Raw genomic sequence first — 16,907 nt, forward strand, 5'->3', positions numbered from 1 at the left:
CATTCTGCCTCAGGCAGTCCATGTTGAATTAATATTGCCAGTTAACGCTGAAGCCCAGGGTCACCGGATCGGTGCGAAAACCCGATGGCTTTGAGAGCGGTATGCCGGCAAACAGGTCATAGCCAATCCCCGTTCGGCTGATGTTGCCTCGAAGCCCGCTTACCGCGCCGGCCAGGTGACGCCCAAGCAGCGCAAACCCGTCCGCGCGCCCGCCAACTTCGCCATAATCAGCCCCCAGGTAGAACTCCTGCTGAGGCAGCGGCGTTTGCCACGCCAGGGTGTTCTGCACATACCAGCCGTGATTGGCGCTCAGGGAACGCTCCCCGTCGAAGCCGCGGACCGTCCAGCGGTTACCGATAGAGAACTGATCCTGTGGCGTAAGAGGCGTAGAGCTGGTCTGCCGCAGCCAGCTCATCTGGTAGCGGAATTGTTGATTCGCGAGGGCAAAAGGCAGGTTTAAAGAAGCATTCCAGGTGAGGATTTTGCTCAGCGCTGTCGCGTAGTCGCCTTCAGGATTTTGCTCTTCCCAGGCCGGCATCGCGCCAAACCAGCGCGTACCGCGCTGATAGCTCACGCCCGCGTCCAGCGTCGCCGCCCCCAGATAGTGACGATGGCTCAGCCCCAGTTGCCAGGCGCTGGTCCGCCGACGCTGTATATCCAGCTCAGTGTCGTTAATGTAGTTGCGCGTTTCGCGGTACAGCACGCCATAGCGCAGCGTGGTTTTGCTGTTGCTACCTCGCTGAATCACCCGGCTAAGGCCAGTATTCAGATTTTTGCTTTGCCCGGAATAGCGGATATCACCGTTAAGGCCCGCAATGGACTGGACATAATTAGAGCGCCCGCCGGTCATATCAAACAGCCAGTAGCCCCACGGCAACGAATAATGCGCATTCAGGCTGGTGCTCTGTTTTTTGCCCTGGAAACCGAGATCGTGCCCGGCCGAAATGTAAAACAGGTCGCTCAGCGCCAGCGGGTTATCCAGCGCCAGCATCACGCCGCCCTGGGTACGCCCGGTGCTTTTTGTGCCGGAGTCGTCCACCCAGACGCTGGTATGCCACAGGCGGGATTGTTTCCGGGCAATCACAATGTCACTCTCTCCCGGCAGGTCACCGGGCACCAGCTCCATACTGGCTTCTACAGTGGGTAAACGCTGCAGGTTTTCCAGCCCTTGCTCAATATCGCGCAGATCCAGCAGATCGCCTTCTTTCACCGGCATGGCCGTGGTGATAATTGCCCGACTGTCGGCCCCCTCTTTATAGCGCACCGCCCGGACTTTCCCCGGAAAGAGGGTTAGCTGCAATGTGCCGGAGCGTAAATCCTGTTCAGGCGCCAGCACCCGGCTGGTAACCCAGCCGTGCTCAATCAGATTGTTTTGCAGGCGGCTAATGAGCTGGTTGATGCCTTTTATGCCCAGGCAGTGCCCGACGCCGCCGTTGGCGATGCGGGAGAGCGGCACCCAATGAGGGAACGCCTGCTTGCCGCTCAGTACAACAGAAGTAATTGGGAAACAGGGCGTTTCGGACGGAAATGGGCCATTCACCTCTGGCACAGTGTCAGCATCCAGACGCACACCTGGTGTCTGGGGGGCGAGCTGCGCCTCACGGGCCTCCTGTTGAGCCTGCTGGTGCTGCTGTTGATGATCGAAAAGCCGGGTGCTGTCGGGAGCAGCCAGAGCCTGAAATACACTGCCTGCGCAAAGGACGGCTAACGAATTAAAAAGCAATGAATGCACTGACGGCATATCACCTTCCCTGATGAAATATGAAATATAGTTTTATTTTTCTCATTATCATTAAAATGCGCTTAATGGCAATAATTTAGGTTAATTTGTTCGACGAAACATTTTCCTCATTTAAATGTACTCGCCGGGTTTTCTAAATATTTATCGACCATGCGGACTCTTTCCTGAGAGCATCTGTAGTATTTAAATGTAAATATCCATAACTCAGCCGGGACAATGTGACACATTCTATTTTTCGGATTTAATATATGAACAATAGAAATGTCACAGGATCGCCCGCCTGCCAACAATCGACATAATATACTGATTTAATTGAATTTTAATTAATAGCGCAAGTTAACTTCAGAGGCCGGGAATTTGACTTCTATGTAACGGAAAATATTATCTCCAATGACACACTCGTGACTCACGCCCCACCAAAATTAGTAGGCTTGAAATATTCCACCCGGCCTTGACTCAATGACATTTTCTCATAAGCCCGACAGCCAGAATCATTCTTCAGGAGCCCGCTTTTGGAGAGGAGGCTGTCACCCCATCGTCACGTTAATTTAATACAGGACAAGAAATTCACGTCCCGTCTGAAATATCACTTATCCGAAATCAGCCCCTATCGGGCACGCATGATGGCCATTCTTTCGCAGAAAATCTTTTTACCGGGGGTGATATTGTCGGTGCCAATGCTACGACTTAGTTCACAAAATTAATGAGATAGTCGCAAAGCGCTACCCAAGGAGGCGAGTCAGGTGATAACGTGTCGGACGGTCTCTGGGCAGGCATAAGCCGCCGCGATGATAACGCTTCAGAGAAAAAGGATGGAGACCCAAGCCGGGCAGAAGAACTGGCGGAGAGAGGGGGATTTGAACCCCCGGTAGAGTTGCCCCTACTCTAGTTTTCGAGACTAGTCCGTTCAGCCGCTCCGGCATCTCTCCGTTCTGGTGGTTGCCATCATGCCAGGTTATGCGGCATTTTAACAGTCTGGGTTCTTTCGTTTCAGTTCAAACGATGACTTTGCGAGCAAGTAACATGATTAAGTGGCCCTGGAAAGCAACTGATTCAAGCGCCGCCCCCGCGTTCCCGTGGGAGCAGGCATTAGCCATCCCCGTGCTGGCATCACTCAGTGAAACCGAGCAGCAGAAATTAATTGGCCTTGCGGATCGTTTTTTACAGCAAAAGCGGCTGGTTCCGCTGCAGGGTTTTGAGCTGGATGACCTGAAGTGTGCCCGCATTGCACTCCTGTTTTGCCTGCCGGTGCTGGAACTGGGCATTGAATGGCTGGATGGTTTCCATGAAATCTTACTCTACCCCGCACCGTTTATTGTGGATGATGAATGGCAGGACGACTTCGGCCTGGTGCACAGCCAGCGCGTGGTGCAATCCGGGCAGAGCTGGCAACAGGGCCCCATTGTTCTGAACTGGCTGGACGTGCAGGACTCCTTCGACGCCTCCGGATTCAACCTGATTATTCATGAAGTTGCCCACAAACTGGACAGCCGCAACGGTGACCGCGCCAGCGGCGTGCCTTTAATTGCTTTGCGGGATGTGGCCGGCTGGGAACACGATCTCCACGCCGCGATGGACAGCATTCAGGATGAAATCGATATGGTTGGCGAAAATGCCGCCAGCATTGACGCCTATGCCGCCACCGATCCGGCAGAATGTTTTGCCGTGCTTTCCGAATATTTCTTTAGCGCACCGCAGCTCTTTACGCCGCGCTTCGCGTCGCTTTATCAGCGCTTTTGCCAGTTCTACGGGCAAGATCCGTTCCAGCGTCTGGTTGATCGAGAAAACACCCCCGGCAGCGCCGGAAATACGGTGCATTAAACCAGCAACGAGGCGTAAATTTAACCATATGAATTAATGCGTTACTTTTACTGTTGACAGGTTTTATGGCTAACGATAACATGCGCCCCGTTGAAACAATTCCTCTGTAGTTCAGTCGGTAGAACGGCGGACTGTTAATCCGTATGTCACTGGTTCGAGTCCAGTCAGAGGAGCCATATTTGAGAAGCCCGCTTAAGGAAACTTAAGCGGGCTTTTTGCTTTTATAAATCCCCGGCTGTCTTCCCGTTGCCAGCCGCCCGATTACGCGCTATGTGGAATTCCCTTCTCTTTTCCGCAGAGATATTTCTCAGTCACGCTTCACAAAACGCACGGGCATACTGCGAATCCCGGTATGCTTATTGCTGCGCACCCAATTAACTTCGCCATCCAGACTGAAGCTATGCACCTGCTCCAGCAGATGGTGCAAAATAACGCGCATTTCAAGCCTCGCCAACTGCGCGCCAAGACAGCTATGTCCCCCGCCCCCAAATGCCAAATGGAGATTTTTCTGGCGGCCAATATCGAACGTAAAAGGTTGCTCATAATAAGCATCATCCCTGTTGGCTGACGCCCACCACAACGTGACTTTCTCCCCGCGGCGAATAAGCCTGTCGCCGATAATCACATCGCGCGTTGCCGTGCGACGGTTATAGGGGGTCGGGGAAGTCCAACGCAGTATTTCGTCGAGCGCTGAATTCATCAGGCCGCCGTCCTGCTGCAGGCGCAGCCACTGCTCTGGATGGTGAATAAATGCCAGAATACCACCGGCAATCGCGTTACGCGTGGTCTCCAGCCCCGCCACCATGACCACGCTGAACACCATCAACTGTTCCAGCGGCGTAAGTTTTCCCAGCCCTTTGGGGAGTTCGCCCGTCACGGCCAGAGACACAATATCGCTGCCTGGGTTCTGGCGTTTCTCTTCGACAAACTTATGCCCGTAGGCCATGAAGTTTTTCATCCCCTGCTGGCTACTGATGCTGGTTTCACCCAACTGGCGGTCCGAATAGTCCAGGACGGCGTTAATCCACGCAAAAATCTGATGGCGATCGTCTTGTGGGATACCGACCAGACTGGCGATAGCAAACAGCGGTAGCTCTGCTGCGATGGCAGAGACGAAATCGACACGTTCCTGCTGGAGCGCGGCCTGTACGGCAGACTCTGCTGCGGCAAAAAGAATATCCTCCATCGCCGCCACGCGGGCATTGGTGAGGGCCGGGCCAATCAATCTGCGTAGCGCCTTATGGCGAGGATCGTCCATCATATTGATTACCGATCCTGGCCCCATTTCCCGGGGCAAATCCTCAATCATAGTGCCGCCGCCCTGCCGATCGCCGCCGCCGGCGGAGGAGAAGGTGTCGTTATCTTTCGCGATGGCCGCAATGTCGTGATAGCGCGTAAACACCCAAAATCCTTCGCCATCGGGCGTGAGCGCCGTCCGGGGATGGAACAATGCGCCGTGGTGGCTACGCAGGTCGGTGAATACCTGATGTGGAAACCCGCGGCTGAACAGATCCAGATTGGTCAGATCCACGTCAGGCAGGGGCCAAGACTGCGCAGCCTGTTCACTGTTGATAATCGCTTCGGACATCATTACCTCCCCGGTTTATTGCAGACGCCAGCCTTCAGCATGGTTACGCGCCTGCCAGAAATCAGCATAGCGACCGCCTGCGGCCAGTAATTGCTGGTGGTTGCCTTGTTCAACAATGTGCTGCCGATCCAGCACCAGAATCTGGTCAGCGTTTTGGATGGTCGAGAGCTGATGGGCAATGACCAGCAACGTACAGCGATGGTGTAGAGACTGTAATCCGGCGGCAATCGCGGACTGATTCTCTGCGTCCAGAGCGCCGGTGGCCTCATCCAGCAGCAATATCGGCGCGTTTTTCAACAATGCGCGAGCGATGGCGACACGCTGGCGTTCACCGCCAGAAAGCAGGCCGCCGCCCTCACCAACCTGGCTTTGCCAGCCATCCGGTAGGCGTTGCAGCAGCTCGTCCAGCCGTGCCAGCCTGACTACCTGCTCAATTTCCTGCGCGTCGGCGTGCGGATTGCCAATCAATACGTTTTCCCGCAGGGTGCCGCTGAACAGATAATTGTCCTGAAAGACTGGCGCGATCAGTGACATGTGCTCCCGACTGCTTAACTGTCGCAGGTCGGTGCCTCCCAGCGTAATGCTGCCGCTGTCAGGGTCAAAGAAACGTGCGATCAAACGCATAAGGGTGGTTTTACCCGCGCCAGAGAGGCCCACCAGCGCCGTGGTGGTATTGGCGGGCAGCGTAACCGACACATTTTCCAGGATAGGCCGCTCGGGTTGATAGCCAAAGGTCACGTTATGCAACTGAATGCTGGCCTCGCCGCTGTATGGCTGAGGATCGTCGGCCTGCGGCAGCGGTTGCTCGGCCAGTACACGCTCCACCGCATCCATTTGGGCAGAAGCCATGCGGATCCCGGCTCCATAGGCGGCCACTTCGGTAAGGGGGTCAATCACCCGGTTAATGAGCACCAGCAGCGCCAGCAGCGTGACCAGCTGCTGCGGATCGTTATCGCTCAACCCCAGCCAGGTGACGCTTGCCATCAACGTCAGGAAACTGAGCTGCGCCAGCCAGGAGTTAGCCAGTAACGGCGGCAGCACCAGCCACAGCTGGCGTTTACTGGCCCGATGTTGTGCCACTAAGGCCAGATCAAAATTGGCATGTCCCTGTTCGCCGCAGCCGTGAGTGCGCAACACCATTTGGTTTTGTGCAAACTCAAGCATACGTTCGCTGGCTTCTGCCGTAGCATGGTGAACGGCTTCATCTGCGGCGCGCCCCAGCCTGCCCGCCCACCAATAAACCAGCGCCACCAGCGGAAAAATAACCATCGCGATCAGCGCGATACGCCAGTCGAAGAAAAAGGTAATCGCCACCACCACCAGCGGTGTCAAGGTGGCACGCATTAACGGGCTTAATTGGTGTGCGGGCAGCCCCAGGATTTCCATCACCCCCTGGCTGAGCAGCACGCCAAGCTGGCTGGTATTGGCGGGACTGAACCATCCCAGCGGCAGAGTCACCACGTGGTCGCCAATGCGGTGACGTAAGGTATTCAGTAGCGCTATGGCCACCTTGAAGCCGCCCAACGAGGCAACGTAGTTAAGATACCAGGCGAGCAACGTACAGAGCGTGAGCGGCAACAACCACCATGTCGCCTGCGTGATATCATCCTGCAAAAGCGCCTGGACTATCGGCACGACCATCGCAAAAGCGATCCCCTGCACCAGGCAGAAAAGCACCATCAGGCTCAGGTAACGTTGCAGAACCTTCGCGTTATCTTTGCCCAGCAGTGACGAGAGACGGGTCAGCAGCATACATCCTCCTTTGAGGGTGAGAACTGAGCCTGCCACAGACGCGCGTATTCACCCTTGTTAGCCAGCAGTTGGCTATGCGTTCCCTGTTCCGCAATACGTCCCTGCGCCAGCACCACGATATTATCGGCGTTAACCACCGTCGCCAGGCGGTGAGCCACCACCAGCAGCGAGCGGTTACCCTGTTGAGAAATGAGCCGGGAGAGCGTGTCCTGAATGGCGGCTTCTGATTCCGCATCAGCCTGGGCCGTCGCTTCATCCAGCACCAGCAACTGCGGCTCTTTGAGTAGCGCTCTGGCAATACTCAGGCGCTGCGCTTCCCCACCCGACAGGCAAGCATCTTCGCCATAAACCGACTGATAGCCACGCGGCAATTGCATAATGCGTTGATGGATATTGGCTGCCTGCGCCGCGGCAATCACTTGCCGATCGGTTGCCTGCGGATAACCCAGGGCAATGTTGTCTCTGATACTGAGTCGCAGCAGTCGTACTTCCTGAAAGACGCAGCCAATCTGACGATAGAGATGGTCGGTCGTGATATTGGCCAGATCGACCCCTCCCAGCATAATCCGGCCAGCATCGGGTTCGGCAAAGCGCAGAAGTAACTTCGCCAGCGTTGACTTGCCCGCCCCGGATGCTCCAACCAGCGCCGTTACCGTACCGGGTTCCAGCCTCAGCGATATGTCATGCAAAATCTGGCGATCGGGTCCGTAGCTGAAGCTGACGCGATCAAAACACACCTGGTTGCCCGTATTGAGCATCACCCGCTCCGGCTCCTTTTGTTGAGGGATCGCCAGTAACCCTGCCAGGCGTGTAAAAGCCCCCTTCGCCATCTGCAGTGACTGTGCGCTGCTGCTTAACGTGCCAATTGGCACCGAGATACCCAGCCCCAACACCGCAAACGGCAGGAGTTGCCAGATATCCATCCAGCCGAGATGAATAAAGGTGACGCCGCCAACCAGCACCAACAGCAATAAGGTGAGCGGCGCGATAATCACCCCTGAAAGACTTTCCGGTTTGATAAGCGGACGCACCCAGTCGAGAAAGAAATCGCGAAAGCTGTCTACCGCCCGGCGATATGCCTGATGAGCAATGCCCGGCTGGCCGAAGGTTTTCACCACCGGTATGCCCTGGACAAACTCCACGACCGAGCGATTGACCTGCTCCAGCTCCTGGCCGTATTCCACCATTTTGGCCTGACTGGCACGCATAATCTGGCGATAGAGCAGAAAAAAGAACGGGAGCGGAATCAGGGTGATCAGCGTCATCCGCCAATCGATGAACAACAGGTAGCCGTAGACGCACACAAGAGTGGCGGCAGCGTTTGCCAGATTCAGATAGGAGTGCGCCACCAGATGATGAATCGCCGTCACGTCATCCTGCATACCCTGCTTAATTCTGCCGCTGCTGTTGGCGCTGAACCAGCTGAGCGGCGCGTGCGCCATACGACGCGCTAACTGGCGGCGCAGCCACAAGGAGAATGCATTATCAGCGAGGTGCGTCGTGAGGTCGGCCAGCCCCCGCAACGCCAGTCCTCCCCCCAGGCAGAAAGCGGATATTTTCACGATATGCCAGGCCAGGGCCGCACGGTCTGCCTGCGCGCTCATCAGCACCCGCGCCAGTTCAGTCAGACCAATCAGCGGGGCCAGTACCAGCGCCGATGAGCCCACCTGAAGTACCACGGCCAGCGCAATCCAGCCGCGAACCGGTCGTAATAGCCCGACCGGCTGAGGTTCAGTCTCGCATGTTGAAGTCATCACAAATCTCCTTATCAAACACAGCGCCTGAATCAGCCTCACCGCTGCTGAGATGCAGCTCTGCGGTGCAAATCTGTCTGGCTGCCGGTAAATCATGGGTAATAAAAAGCACTGCCATGCCCTGCGTCAGTAGCTGATTCAGCAGTTGCAGAATCATGCGGGTGCTGAGCACATCCAGAGCCGAGGTGACTTCATCGCAGATAAGCACACAGGGCTGACCTGCCAGCGCCCGCGCCAGCGCCACGCGCTGTTGTTCGCCGCCAGAAAGTTCTCGTGGCAGGCGGCGGGCATAATCGCCAGGCAGTCCGACCTGCTGCAGCAGAGCGGCCACGCTGCCTGGGTGGGTTAATCGGTACCTATCGAGCGCCTGTTGTAGCTGCTGTCCAACGCTGCGTAACGGGTGCAGTGAATGGGCTGGGTCCTGGGGCACCAGCGCGATGGCGCGCTGCTGTTCACCCGAGCGCCGGCGCACATCGCTCGCCAGCGGTCGATCGCCAAGGGTGATAGCGCCCTGATGGGATGGATTTAAACCCGCCAGCGATCGCGCGAGAGTGCTTTTGCCAATGCCTGATGGCCCGGTGACCGCAAGGCACTGCCCCGGATGCAGCGCGAAACTCAGCGCTGGCAACGCAGTCTGTCGGGAATGCCCCGGATGCCAGCGGGAAACCCGCAGCAGTGGCTCACCTTGAGTGGTGACCGGTCGCGACCAGGTCACAGGGGACAACCACGCGCGCAGCAGTGGGCTTTTGGGGGTGGCAAAAAGCTGCCGGGTGCAGCCATATTCCAGCTGCTGCCCGTTATGCAGGACCAGCATCCGTTGCGCTATCTCCGCCACGGCGTTGAGTTCGTGACCAATCAGCAACAGGGCAAACCGATGTTGCCGCTGTAGCTGGTGCAGCTCCGCCATCATCTGCTCACGATGTCGGCGATCTAATCCGGCGAAGGGCTCATCGAGAATAAGTAGCTGTGGGCGCTTCAATAGCACCCGAGCGAGTGCGACCCGGCGACGCTGTCCGCCGGAAAGCTGGTGGGGGAAACGTTGCAGGAAAGCGTTATCCTGCGGCAATCCGAGAGAAGCCAGCATCTCGCTAATGGCGCTGGCATCACCATGATGAAATTCATTAAGCTGACGCCGCACTGACATACCTGGCGTCAGTTCCTGTGCCGGGTCCTGGCCAAGCCAGGCGGTGTGCCTGAATCTGAGCTGACGGAGCTGGCGAGGCGTGGCCTGCAATACCTCGCATCCGCAGCAGATAATCTGCCCGCCGGCGTGGCGCTGCCCGGAGGCCAAGTCCCCCAGCAGCGCACGCCCAAGGGTACTTTTCCCTGCCCCGCTGCTGCCAATCACCGCCAGCGAATCCCCCGCGGCCAGCTCAAAATTAATATCCTGCAGCACCGCATCACCCTGTGGGTTGCGGATCGTCAGGCCGGAAACCTGCACCACCCAACGCATCAGCTCTTGCTCCAGCGGTCAGTCTGCAAACTCATCGCCACCACCACCAGCGCGATACCAAGCGCAGGTAACAGCGCCGCCCAGGGATTGAGCATCAGCCCGGGTAACCCGTCGCGCACCATTGATGCCCAGTCGATCCCGCCGGGGCTGGCAATACCGAGAAAACTGGCCGAGGCGAGCAGGTAAATCGCAGCGACTAAACGGGTAGTCCCATCAGCCAGGATACCGGGAACAATCACCGGCAGGACTTCGCGCCATAACAGTACCGGCAGCGCATCGCCTGCCGCACGCGCCACCTCGACATAACCGGTATCGAGGACCGGATCCGCCAGCGAACGTATATAGCGCAGGGTAAAAGGGATATTGAGTAACGTAATCCCGATCAACAGCGCGACCAGCCCGTTGCCAAAGGCATAGATAACCCCAATCAGTACCAGCAGCGGGGGCATGTACAGGAGCGGATCCAGTAACACCACCAGCCTTCTGCCGCGATCGGGCAAAGCAACCAGCAGCAGCGCGCACAGGCTGCCTAAAAATGAGGAGCACAATGCGCACAACAGGGGGAAAAGCAGAATATTGCGACCACCGCTCAGCAGCCGGCTCAAGACATCCCGCCCCAGGCCATCGCTGCCCAGCCACAGGGTTTCATCCGGCAGTTGCCAGGCCAGGCCGAGGCTACGCTGTGGGTTATAGGGTGCCAGCCACGGGCTACAGATAATCAGGGCAATCATCAATAAAGCGATGATTCTCACGAGCGCCTCCGCCAGGGATCGAGCCAGACCGCCAGGACATCCGCCGCGAACCAACACAGGGCGGTAATCAGCGCCAGCAGCATCGCCACCCCCTGAAGCAAAATGGCATCACGGGTATTCAGCGCCGTCAGCAGCAGCTCGCCGAGGCCGGGAAAGCCAAATACGCGTTCTACCACCACGGCACCGCCAATCAGGTAGGGTAAACTGGCGGCAAATAATTGGGCCAGCGGCCCCGCGGCCTGGGGCAGCAAATGGCGGGCCACCAGCGTCAGCCCGCGAACACCGTTAAGGCGGGCGCTGAGAATGTTGGGCGCGTCAGTCAGCCTTATCAACGAGGCGCGTATCATACGCAGCAAATAACAGCCGCCGATCAGCGCCAGAGTCAACGCGGGGAGAACCAGAATAGACCACTGGTCGCTGATATTGCCGGAAGCCGGCAACAGGGATACCGCCGGGAACCACCCCGCCCCAACCGCCAACAGCAGGATCATCAGCGTGGCAACAATAAATTCCGGGGTGCTTAATCCACTCATCGCGATAAATGACAGCAGCCGATCCTGCCAGCGATCCCGATGCATCGCCGCCAGTACACCGCCGGTGCCCCCCAGCAGCAACATCCCGCAGGCGGCCAGCAGCGCCAGCAGCGCACTCCGCCGAGCGGCGGGAGCGATAATATCGACTACCGGTTGTTGGCTGGTTAAAGAGATGCCGGGATCGCCGCGCAGAATACCGTTAAGCCACTGCCAGTACCTTGCGGCGACGGGCCTATCGAGACCGAACTGATGCCGTAGCGTCTGCAACGCCTGCGGGGTGGCGTGTTCACCCAATGCCTGCACTGCGGCATCTCCGGGTGCCAGCGTCAGAGTGAAGAAGATCAACATGCTCGCCAGCCACAGCAACAGCAGTGCGCTAAGCAGACGCCAGAGGACAAATCTGGCCATCATTGGCCGCCCGCTATCCGGGCGCTGCGGAACAGAGGGATCCCCTGGTTGAGCTCAACGCCCTGCAAAGCCGTCACCGCCGCCGAAAGCTGATCGCGATACCCCCAGAGCAAATACGGCCCCTGTTGCCACAACTGTTGTTGCAACTGGTTGAGCTGCTGCTGTTGGCGCTGTGGATCGAGCGTTTTACGCGCCTGCTCTACCCCTGCCGCAAAATCGTCCGGATACCACCCGCCATAGTTATAGGGGTTGTCATCGCCGAACAGCATCGGGATCGCCGCCAGGAATGGGCGATTTAGCGCGTACATCGACAGCATCTGCGCCTGATGGAGACGTGAAATATCACCCAGATAATCGGCCGCAGCCACCGTCTCAATCCTGAGGGTAATGCCCACGTCGGCCAGCTGCTGGCGTAATAGTTCTGCCGCGTCGTTCAGCCCGGGAGTCAGGTCGGCGGTCAGCAAGGTTAGCTGCGTGATATTTTTTTTCCGCAGCAGCGCCTGCGCCAGAGCAGCATCGGTCTGGCGCTGAGGGAGCTGGTTGTCAAAACCACTGAGCCCCTGGCCGAAAACATCATTCCCCCGGTAACCATAGCCCCCGAGGACCACATCAAGCAGTTGCTGACGGTTCACCAGCGTTTTCAGCGCCTGCCGAACCTCAACGTCGTCAAACGGTTTTACCCTGGTATTCATGGCAAAGTAATAACCACTGGCATTTTCCACACCGCTGCGGATGATTTGCCAGCCCTGACGTCCTTCTACGCTGCGGGCGCTGCTAACCGGAATATCAAAGGCATAGTCTGCCGTCCCGCTCAGCAGCGCATTTACCCGCGCCGTGGCATCCGCCAGCGGGCGAATTTCAATACGATCAAACCACGCCGCTGGATGCCATGCGTAGGGGTTGCGGCTGAGCAACGCCCCGTTCTGCGCATTGAAGGAGGTGACTTGATACGGGCCGCTGCATATCGGGATCGCCACATCCCCCCGTCCCTGTTTCCATACCATACTGGCGGCGGTCAGCACGGTGGTGACCAGATCGGCTCGTGGACGGGTAAGAACCAGCTCCAGCTCTTCGGCATTCACAACATGGCTGGCCTGCATATCGACATCGCTGAAGAATCCGGCAAAACCGGGAGAGGCGGCCAGAAAGCGCAGGCTAGCCAGCACATCATCTGCGGTCAGCGGCGATCCATCGGAAAAGCGCACCCCTGAGCGCAGTGAAACAGTCCAGCGCGTGGCATCCTGATTGGAGGTAATGGCCCGACTCAACTGATAGTCGAGATTGCCCTGTTTATACGCCACCAGCACATCGCAGACATTGCCGGTCACCACCCAGGGGTAATAGGTTTGCGCTCGCCCGTAATCGAGCGTTTCACTCTGGCTACCCAACATCACCACCCGGAGAGTACGGTCACCTGCAGCCTGCGCGGCGGGCAGAGCCATTGCCACCCCCAGGAACAGCCACCCTGGCAGTCGTAATTTCATCATATTTGCATCCGGGTAAACTGAATCATGCGCCCGGAAACCAATCCAGGCGCGGCGCGTAATCAGAATTTTATTTGCGTACCGACGCCCAACACACGTCCATGCCCAACGGTGACCGCCTCGCTGCCTGGGCCGTAATACAAACCAATGTACTGCGGGCGTTCATTCGTCAGGTTTTGACCAAAGACATAGACATCGAAGGAGGAGAACTCTAGGCCCACTTTGGCGTTGTAGAGTTGGTAGGCATCAAGCTTGAAGTGGCTGCCGACATCCGCTTCACGACTGCCGACATACTGATGCTGTGCCAGGGCGAAAATATTGGCTTCCGGCAGTCCCAGCCAGGCGGCAGAATCGTAATATTGCAGCGTCAGGTTGGTGTTGAATTTCGGTACCGCCGGTACCCGGTTGCCAGAGCGTGCGCCGGATGAGGCCGCGACATCATCCGAAACATTACGTAATGCCGTATGGGTGTAACCCGCCCCGCCGCTGAACTTCCAGTGCTCGGTCAGTTGCAGCGAGCCTTCCAGCTCCATGCCATAGTTACGGGTATCAATCGGTTTTGGCACAAAGGTGAATGACGCGGAATCCATCGCGAACAGGTTTTCATCTTTTACGACGTTATAGAACAATGAGGCATTCAGTTCGGCACGCCCGTTCAGGAAACGGTTTTTGCTGCCGATCTCGTAGCTCCAGGAGGAGGAATCCTTATAAGGCGTATCCTTCAAGCCGCTGGGTGCGTTGTTGGTATAATTAGGGAAACCACCGCTTTTCGCGCCGCGTGTGACGCTGGTATAGATTGTCGAGTCGTCGGTCAGGTCATAACTCAGCGCCGCGCGGCCTGTCACCATGTCGTAATTCAGCACCCCACTTTGATTGAAGTAGGCCACCGTCCCGGGGAAACCATTGGAACGATACACCGATTCATAAGTTTTACGGTCATGGGTGTAGCGGCCGCCTAACGTACCTTTCAGTTTCTCTGAACCAAACAGCGGGACCGTCACCTCGCCAAAAGCGGCATAGCTGTTGGTAGTGAAATCCCCATTACGCGTACCGTTGGTGGAAGCGAAGAACGCAGAATCATATTTGGTAGTCAGCCTGTAGCTGTCATGCAGATAGTTGATGCCGCCGACCCAGACAATATTCGCGTCGTCGAGGCTACTCAGGCGCAGTTCCTGATACAGGCTGTTCTGGCTTTCGTCATAAGTACTCCAGTCGGTGGCTGGAATAAATGCCGACGCCGGCCTACCGAACACTTTGCTAAAGGTCAGCGCCTCAGAGTTATTGGTCAGGTTTTTAAAATCGTAATGGTTCACTGCGGATACAGAGGTAAACTGCATACCATCAAGCTGACGACTGGCGGTTAATGACAGACCGGAAACTTCGCGATCGACCCAGCCTTTAGGATCCAGCTTTACCGTGGGGAAGTTCGGGCCTTTCTTGAGAATGAAGTTTGACGGCGTGTTGTTGTTCCGCTCGTAGTTGCCGGTCAGCACAAAGCGGGTAAGGTCGTCGGGGGTAAAGACCAACGAACCACGGAACACCCCGGTTTCCATCTTGCCCAGCTTGCCACCCGGCGTATTGTTATCCACATCAGCGCCCAGGTTGGAATAGGCTGCGGAGAAGCGCCCGCCCAGGCGGTCATCAATCAGCGGCCCGGAAACCGTCAACTGGCCCACGTTCTCGGATTTACTGTTCAGGCCCGCTTCCGCACGCAATATGCCTTCAAAGGTATCGCCAGGCTGGCGGGTGGTAATGTTAATCGCTCCCGCCTGCGCATTGCGTCCAAACACCGTGCCCTGCGGGCCGCGCAAGACTTCAATCCGTTCAACATCCAGGAAACGCAGATCCGAACCGAAAGCCGGTTGCGGCACGCCGTCGATATAGGTCACGACCGATGTATCATCAAAGCCGAGCGGCTGGGCCATCGGCCCGACCCCACGAATAGACATATACGTTGAGCGCATATCCCCCAGTGAGCTGAAGCTGATGTTTGGCACGTCGCGGATTAAGTGCCCCACATCATCAATGCGGCGATCGTCCAGCGTCTGACGATCGAACAAGGTCATGCTGACCGGGACTTTCAGCGGATCCTCTTTCACTTTACGGGCCGTCACCACCAGGGTTTCTTCTTTTTTGCTATCGGTGGTTTGTTCCGCGGTAAAAGCCGGGGTTGAAATCGCCAGACCGCACAGAAGACAGAGCGGTTTAATGGCGACAGGCAGATTTTGTTTTAAGCTAAGCTGGTGTGAACTGGTGCGCATGACCATCTCCATGGTGCTGAAACAGAAACAAAAAAATAATTTTATATTTGTCTCAATTATATGGGGGTGGTCATGGGACACCCTAGATAACTCAGCTATGAGCAAAGCTAAATGAGTTATGTTTTCAGCCAGTCAGAGGCTGAGAGAGTCGCGCGGGGGCATACCAAATTTACGCCGATAGGCAGTAGAAAAGTTACTTGGATGCTGATAGCCAACATAGTAGGCGGCCTGTTTTACCGTCCACCCTTCTGACTCTAATCCCTGACGGGCACGGGTCAGGCGCTGGTCGCGCAGAAAGGCGAAAACCGACTGCCCCATGACTGCCTGGAACTTACTTTTCAGTGCGCTGACGCTGATACCAACATCACGCGCCAGGTCACACAGGCAATGGTTGCAGTCCAGTTCGGTGACCAGCTTATCCCGCACTTTCAGCATCCGCGTTACATCGCGATGTGGCGCCATCACCCCCATCTGAGGTAAATCCGGATTCGCCGCGCGCAGCACCTGGGCCATCAGATCCAGTACGCAGCTATGGGTCTGTAGCCGGCCAATCACGCAGTTATCGCAAAAGCCAAACAGCTCATTGGCCCTATCGATGGTGTACTGCGGGATAATTAAGCTGAAGACATGGTTACGCTGCAAAATACGTTCGACCTGCTCCGCCAGCTCTTTATCATTAATCCGGTCCGGTGCCGCCTGAATCACCAGGCTGCGGCAATGATGTCCGCGTGGATTGCGGCACCACAGGCGCATACGGTCTTTGGTGGCAATCACTTTCGCCATACCCCTTTCCGCCGGCAACGGGCTGCCGTCATCAAGATGATAATTGGGTTCATCGCCGCCGAGCGTCAGTAAAATAGTCAAACAATGGTGAAGCGTGCCGCTGCGATGGTCGTCCCCGTTGGCGGTCAGCTCATTGAGGCAGAGGTTGACGCCATAGGGCAGCGTGACCGTTTTGATTGTCCCTTCAAACTCGCCAGACTGACGAACCGAGCAGTTGGTATTTGCCAGCTCGTAGTCGTAGCCCCATTTGTGCGCCATATCGGTTAACTGTTGCAGAGAATGTAACTGGTGAGTGGATTGCATAAAAAACCCTCTTTTGTAAGTACCCGGCTGGCGAACTCGCCAGGTGCTTAGTTCCCGAAACGAAACTCAGGGAATCATCATACTGGGGTTTACAGATATGTAAATAATAATCATTATCAGTTAACAAATCTTTCCCGGCACTCTCTCCACGCAACAAAAAAATGGGTCAGACTCTATGATAGCCTCATTGCAGATGCGCCCTCCTCGGCCGAAGAGAGCGCATCCGCAACAGGTTAATTAACCAGAAAGTACCAACAGACCTCGTACAGTTGAG

At 56.7% G+C, this 16,907-nt stretch carries 10 protein-coding genes, 2 tRNA genes and 1 pseudogene; 2 read left to right on the plus strand and 11 right to left on the minus strand.

Annotated features, from left to right (window positions below):
- Positions 1 to 28 precede the first annotated feature (28 nt).
- Positions 29 to 1,741 (minus strand): ShlB/FhaC/HecB family hemolysin secretion/activation protein, encoded by a 1,713-nt coding sequence (locus tag VW41_14085; GenBank protein AJZ90075.1) that lies wholly within the window; start codon positions 1,739 to 1,741, stop codon positions 29 to 31.
- 839 nt (positions 1,742 to 2,580) lie between these two features.
- Positions 2,581 to 2,670, minus strand: a tRNA-Ser gene (locus VW41_14090).
- Positions 2,671 to 2,764: 94 nt separating this feature from the next.
- Between VW41_14090 and VW41_14095 the strand changes: the two genes are divergently transcribed.
- Together VW41_14095 and VW41_14100 are read left to right on the plus strand one after the other, a co-directional pair.
- Positions 2,765 to 3,562 carry a DgsA anti-repressor MtfA gene (locus VW41_14095; GenBank protein AJZ90076.1) on the plus strand — a complete coding sequence of 266 codons (798 nt, stop codon included), beginning with the start codon at positions 2,765 to 2,767 and terminating at the stop codon, positions 3,560 to 3,562.
- A 100-nt stretch (positions 3,563 to 3,662) separates the two neighbouring features.
- Positions 3,663 to 3,738: transfer RNA gene (locus VW41_14100), tRNA-Asn, on the plus strand.
- A 131-nt stretch (positions 3,739 to 3,869) separates the two neighbouring features.
- Here the strand turns inward: VW41_14100 and VW41_14105 are convergent.
- The 9 genes and pseudogenes from VW41_14105 to VW41_14145 all read right to left on the minus strand — a co-directional run bounded on the left by VW41_14105 (position 3,870) and on the right by VW41_14145 (position 16,633).
- Entirely contained in the window at positions 3,870 to 5,150 is a 1,281-nt protein-coding gene (locus VW41_14105; GenBank protein ID AJZ91977.1) for a cytochrome P450, read from the minus strand.
- A gap of 15 nt (positions 5,151 to 5,165) precedes the next feature.
- On the minus strand, positions 5,166 to 6,899 hold the full coding sequence (locus VW41_14110) for an ABC transporter (protein AJZ91978.1): 1,734 nt from the start codon (positions 6,897 to 6,899) through the stop codon (positions 5,166 to 5,168).
- On the minus strand, positions 6,893 to 8,656 hold the full coding sequence (locus VW41_14115) for a hypothetical protein (protein ID AJZ90077.1): 1,764 nt from the start codon (positions 8,654 to 8,656) through the stop codon (positions 6,893 to 6,895). The genes VW41_14110 and VW41_14115 overlap by 7 nt, the downstream gene beginning before the upstream one ends.
- 88 nt (positions 8,657 to 8,744) lie before the next feature.
- Positions 8,745 to 10,100: pseudogene (locus VW41_14120) on the minus strand (hypothetical protein).
- A gap of 8 nt (positions 10,101 to 10,108) precedes the next feature.
- Positions 10,109 to 10,861, minus strand: coding sequence for an ABC transporter permease (locus VW41_14125; GenBank protein AJZ90078.1), 753 nt, complete (start codon positions 10,859 to 10,861; stop codon positions 10,109 to 10,111).
- Positions 10,858 to 11,802 (minus strand): ABC transporter permease, encoded by a 945-nt coding sequence (locus VW41_14130; protein ID AJZ91979.1) that lies wholly within the window; start codon positions 11,800 to 11,802, stop codon positions 10,858 to 10,860. Before VW41_14130 ends, VW41_14125 begins: the two co-directional genes overlap by 4 nt.
- On the minus strand, positions 11,802 to 13,289 hold the full coding sequence (locus VW41_14135) for a hypothetical protein (protein ID AJZ90079.1): 1,488 nt from the start codon (positions 13,287 to 13,289) through the stop codon (positions 11,802 to 11,804). The genes VW41_14130 and VW41_14135 overlap by 1 nt, the downstream gene beginning before the upstream one ends.
- A gap of 59 nt (positions 13,290 to 13,348) precedes the next feature.
- Entirely contained in the window at positions 13,349 to 15,547 is a 2,199-nt protein-coding gene (locus VW41_14140) for a TonB-dependent receptor (GenBank protein ID AJZ90080.1), read from the minus strand.
- Between the two features lie 132 nt (positions 15,548 to 15,679).
- Positions 15,680 to 16,633 carry an AraC family transcriptional regulator gene (locus VW41_14145; protein AJZ90081.1) on the minus strand — a complete coding sequence of 318 codons (954 nt, stop codon included), beginning with the start codon at positions 16,631 to 16,633 and terminating at the stop codon, positions 15,680 to 15,682.
- Positions 16,634 to 16,907: the final 274 nt, after the last annotated feature.

Source organism: Klebsiella michiganensis (assembly GCA_000963575.1).
GTDB classification, from domain to species: Bacteria; Pseudomonadota; Gammaproteobacteria; order Enterobacterales; family Enterobacteriaceae; genus Cedecea; species Cedecea michiganensis_A.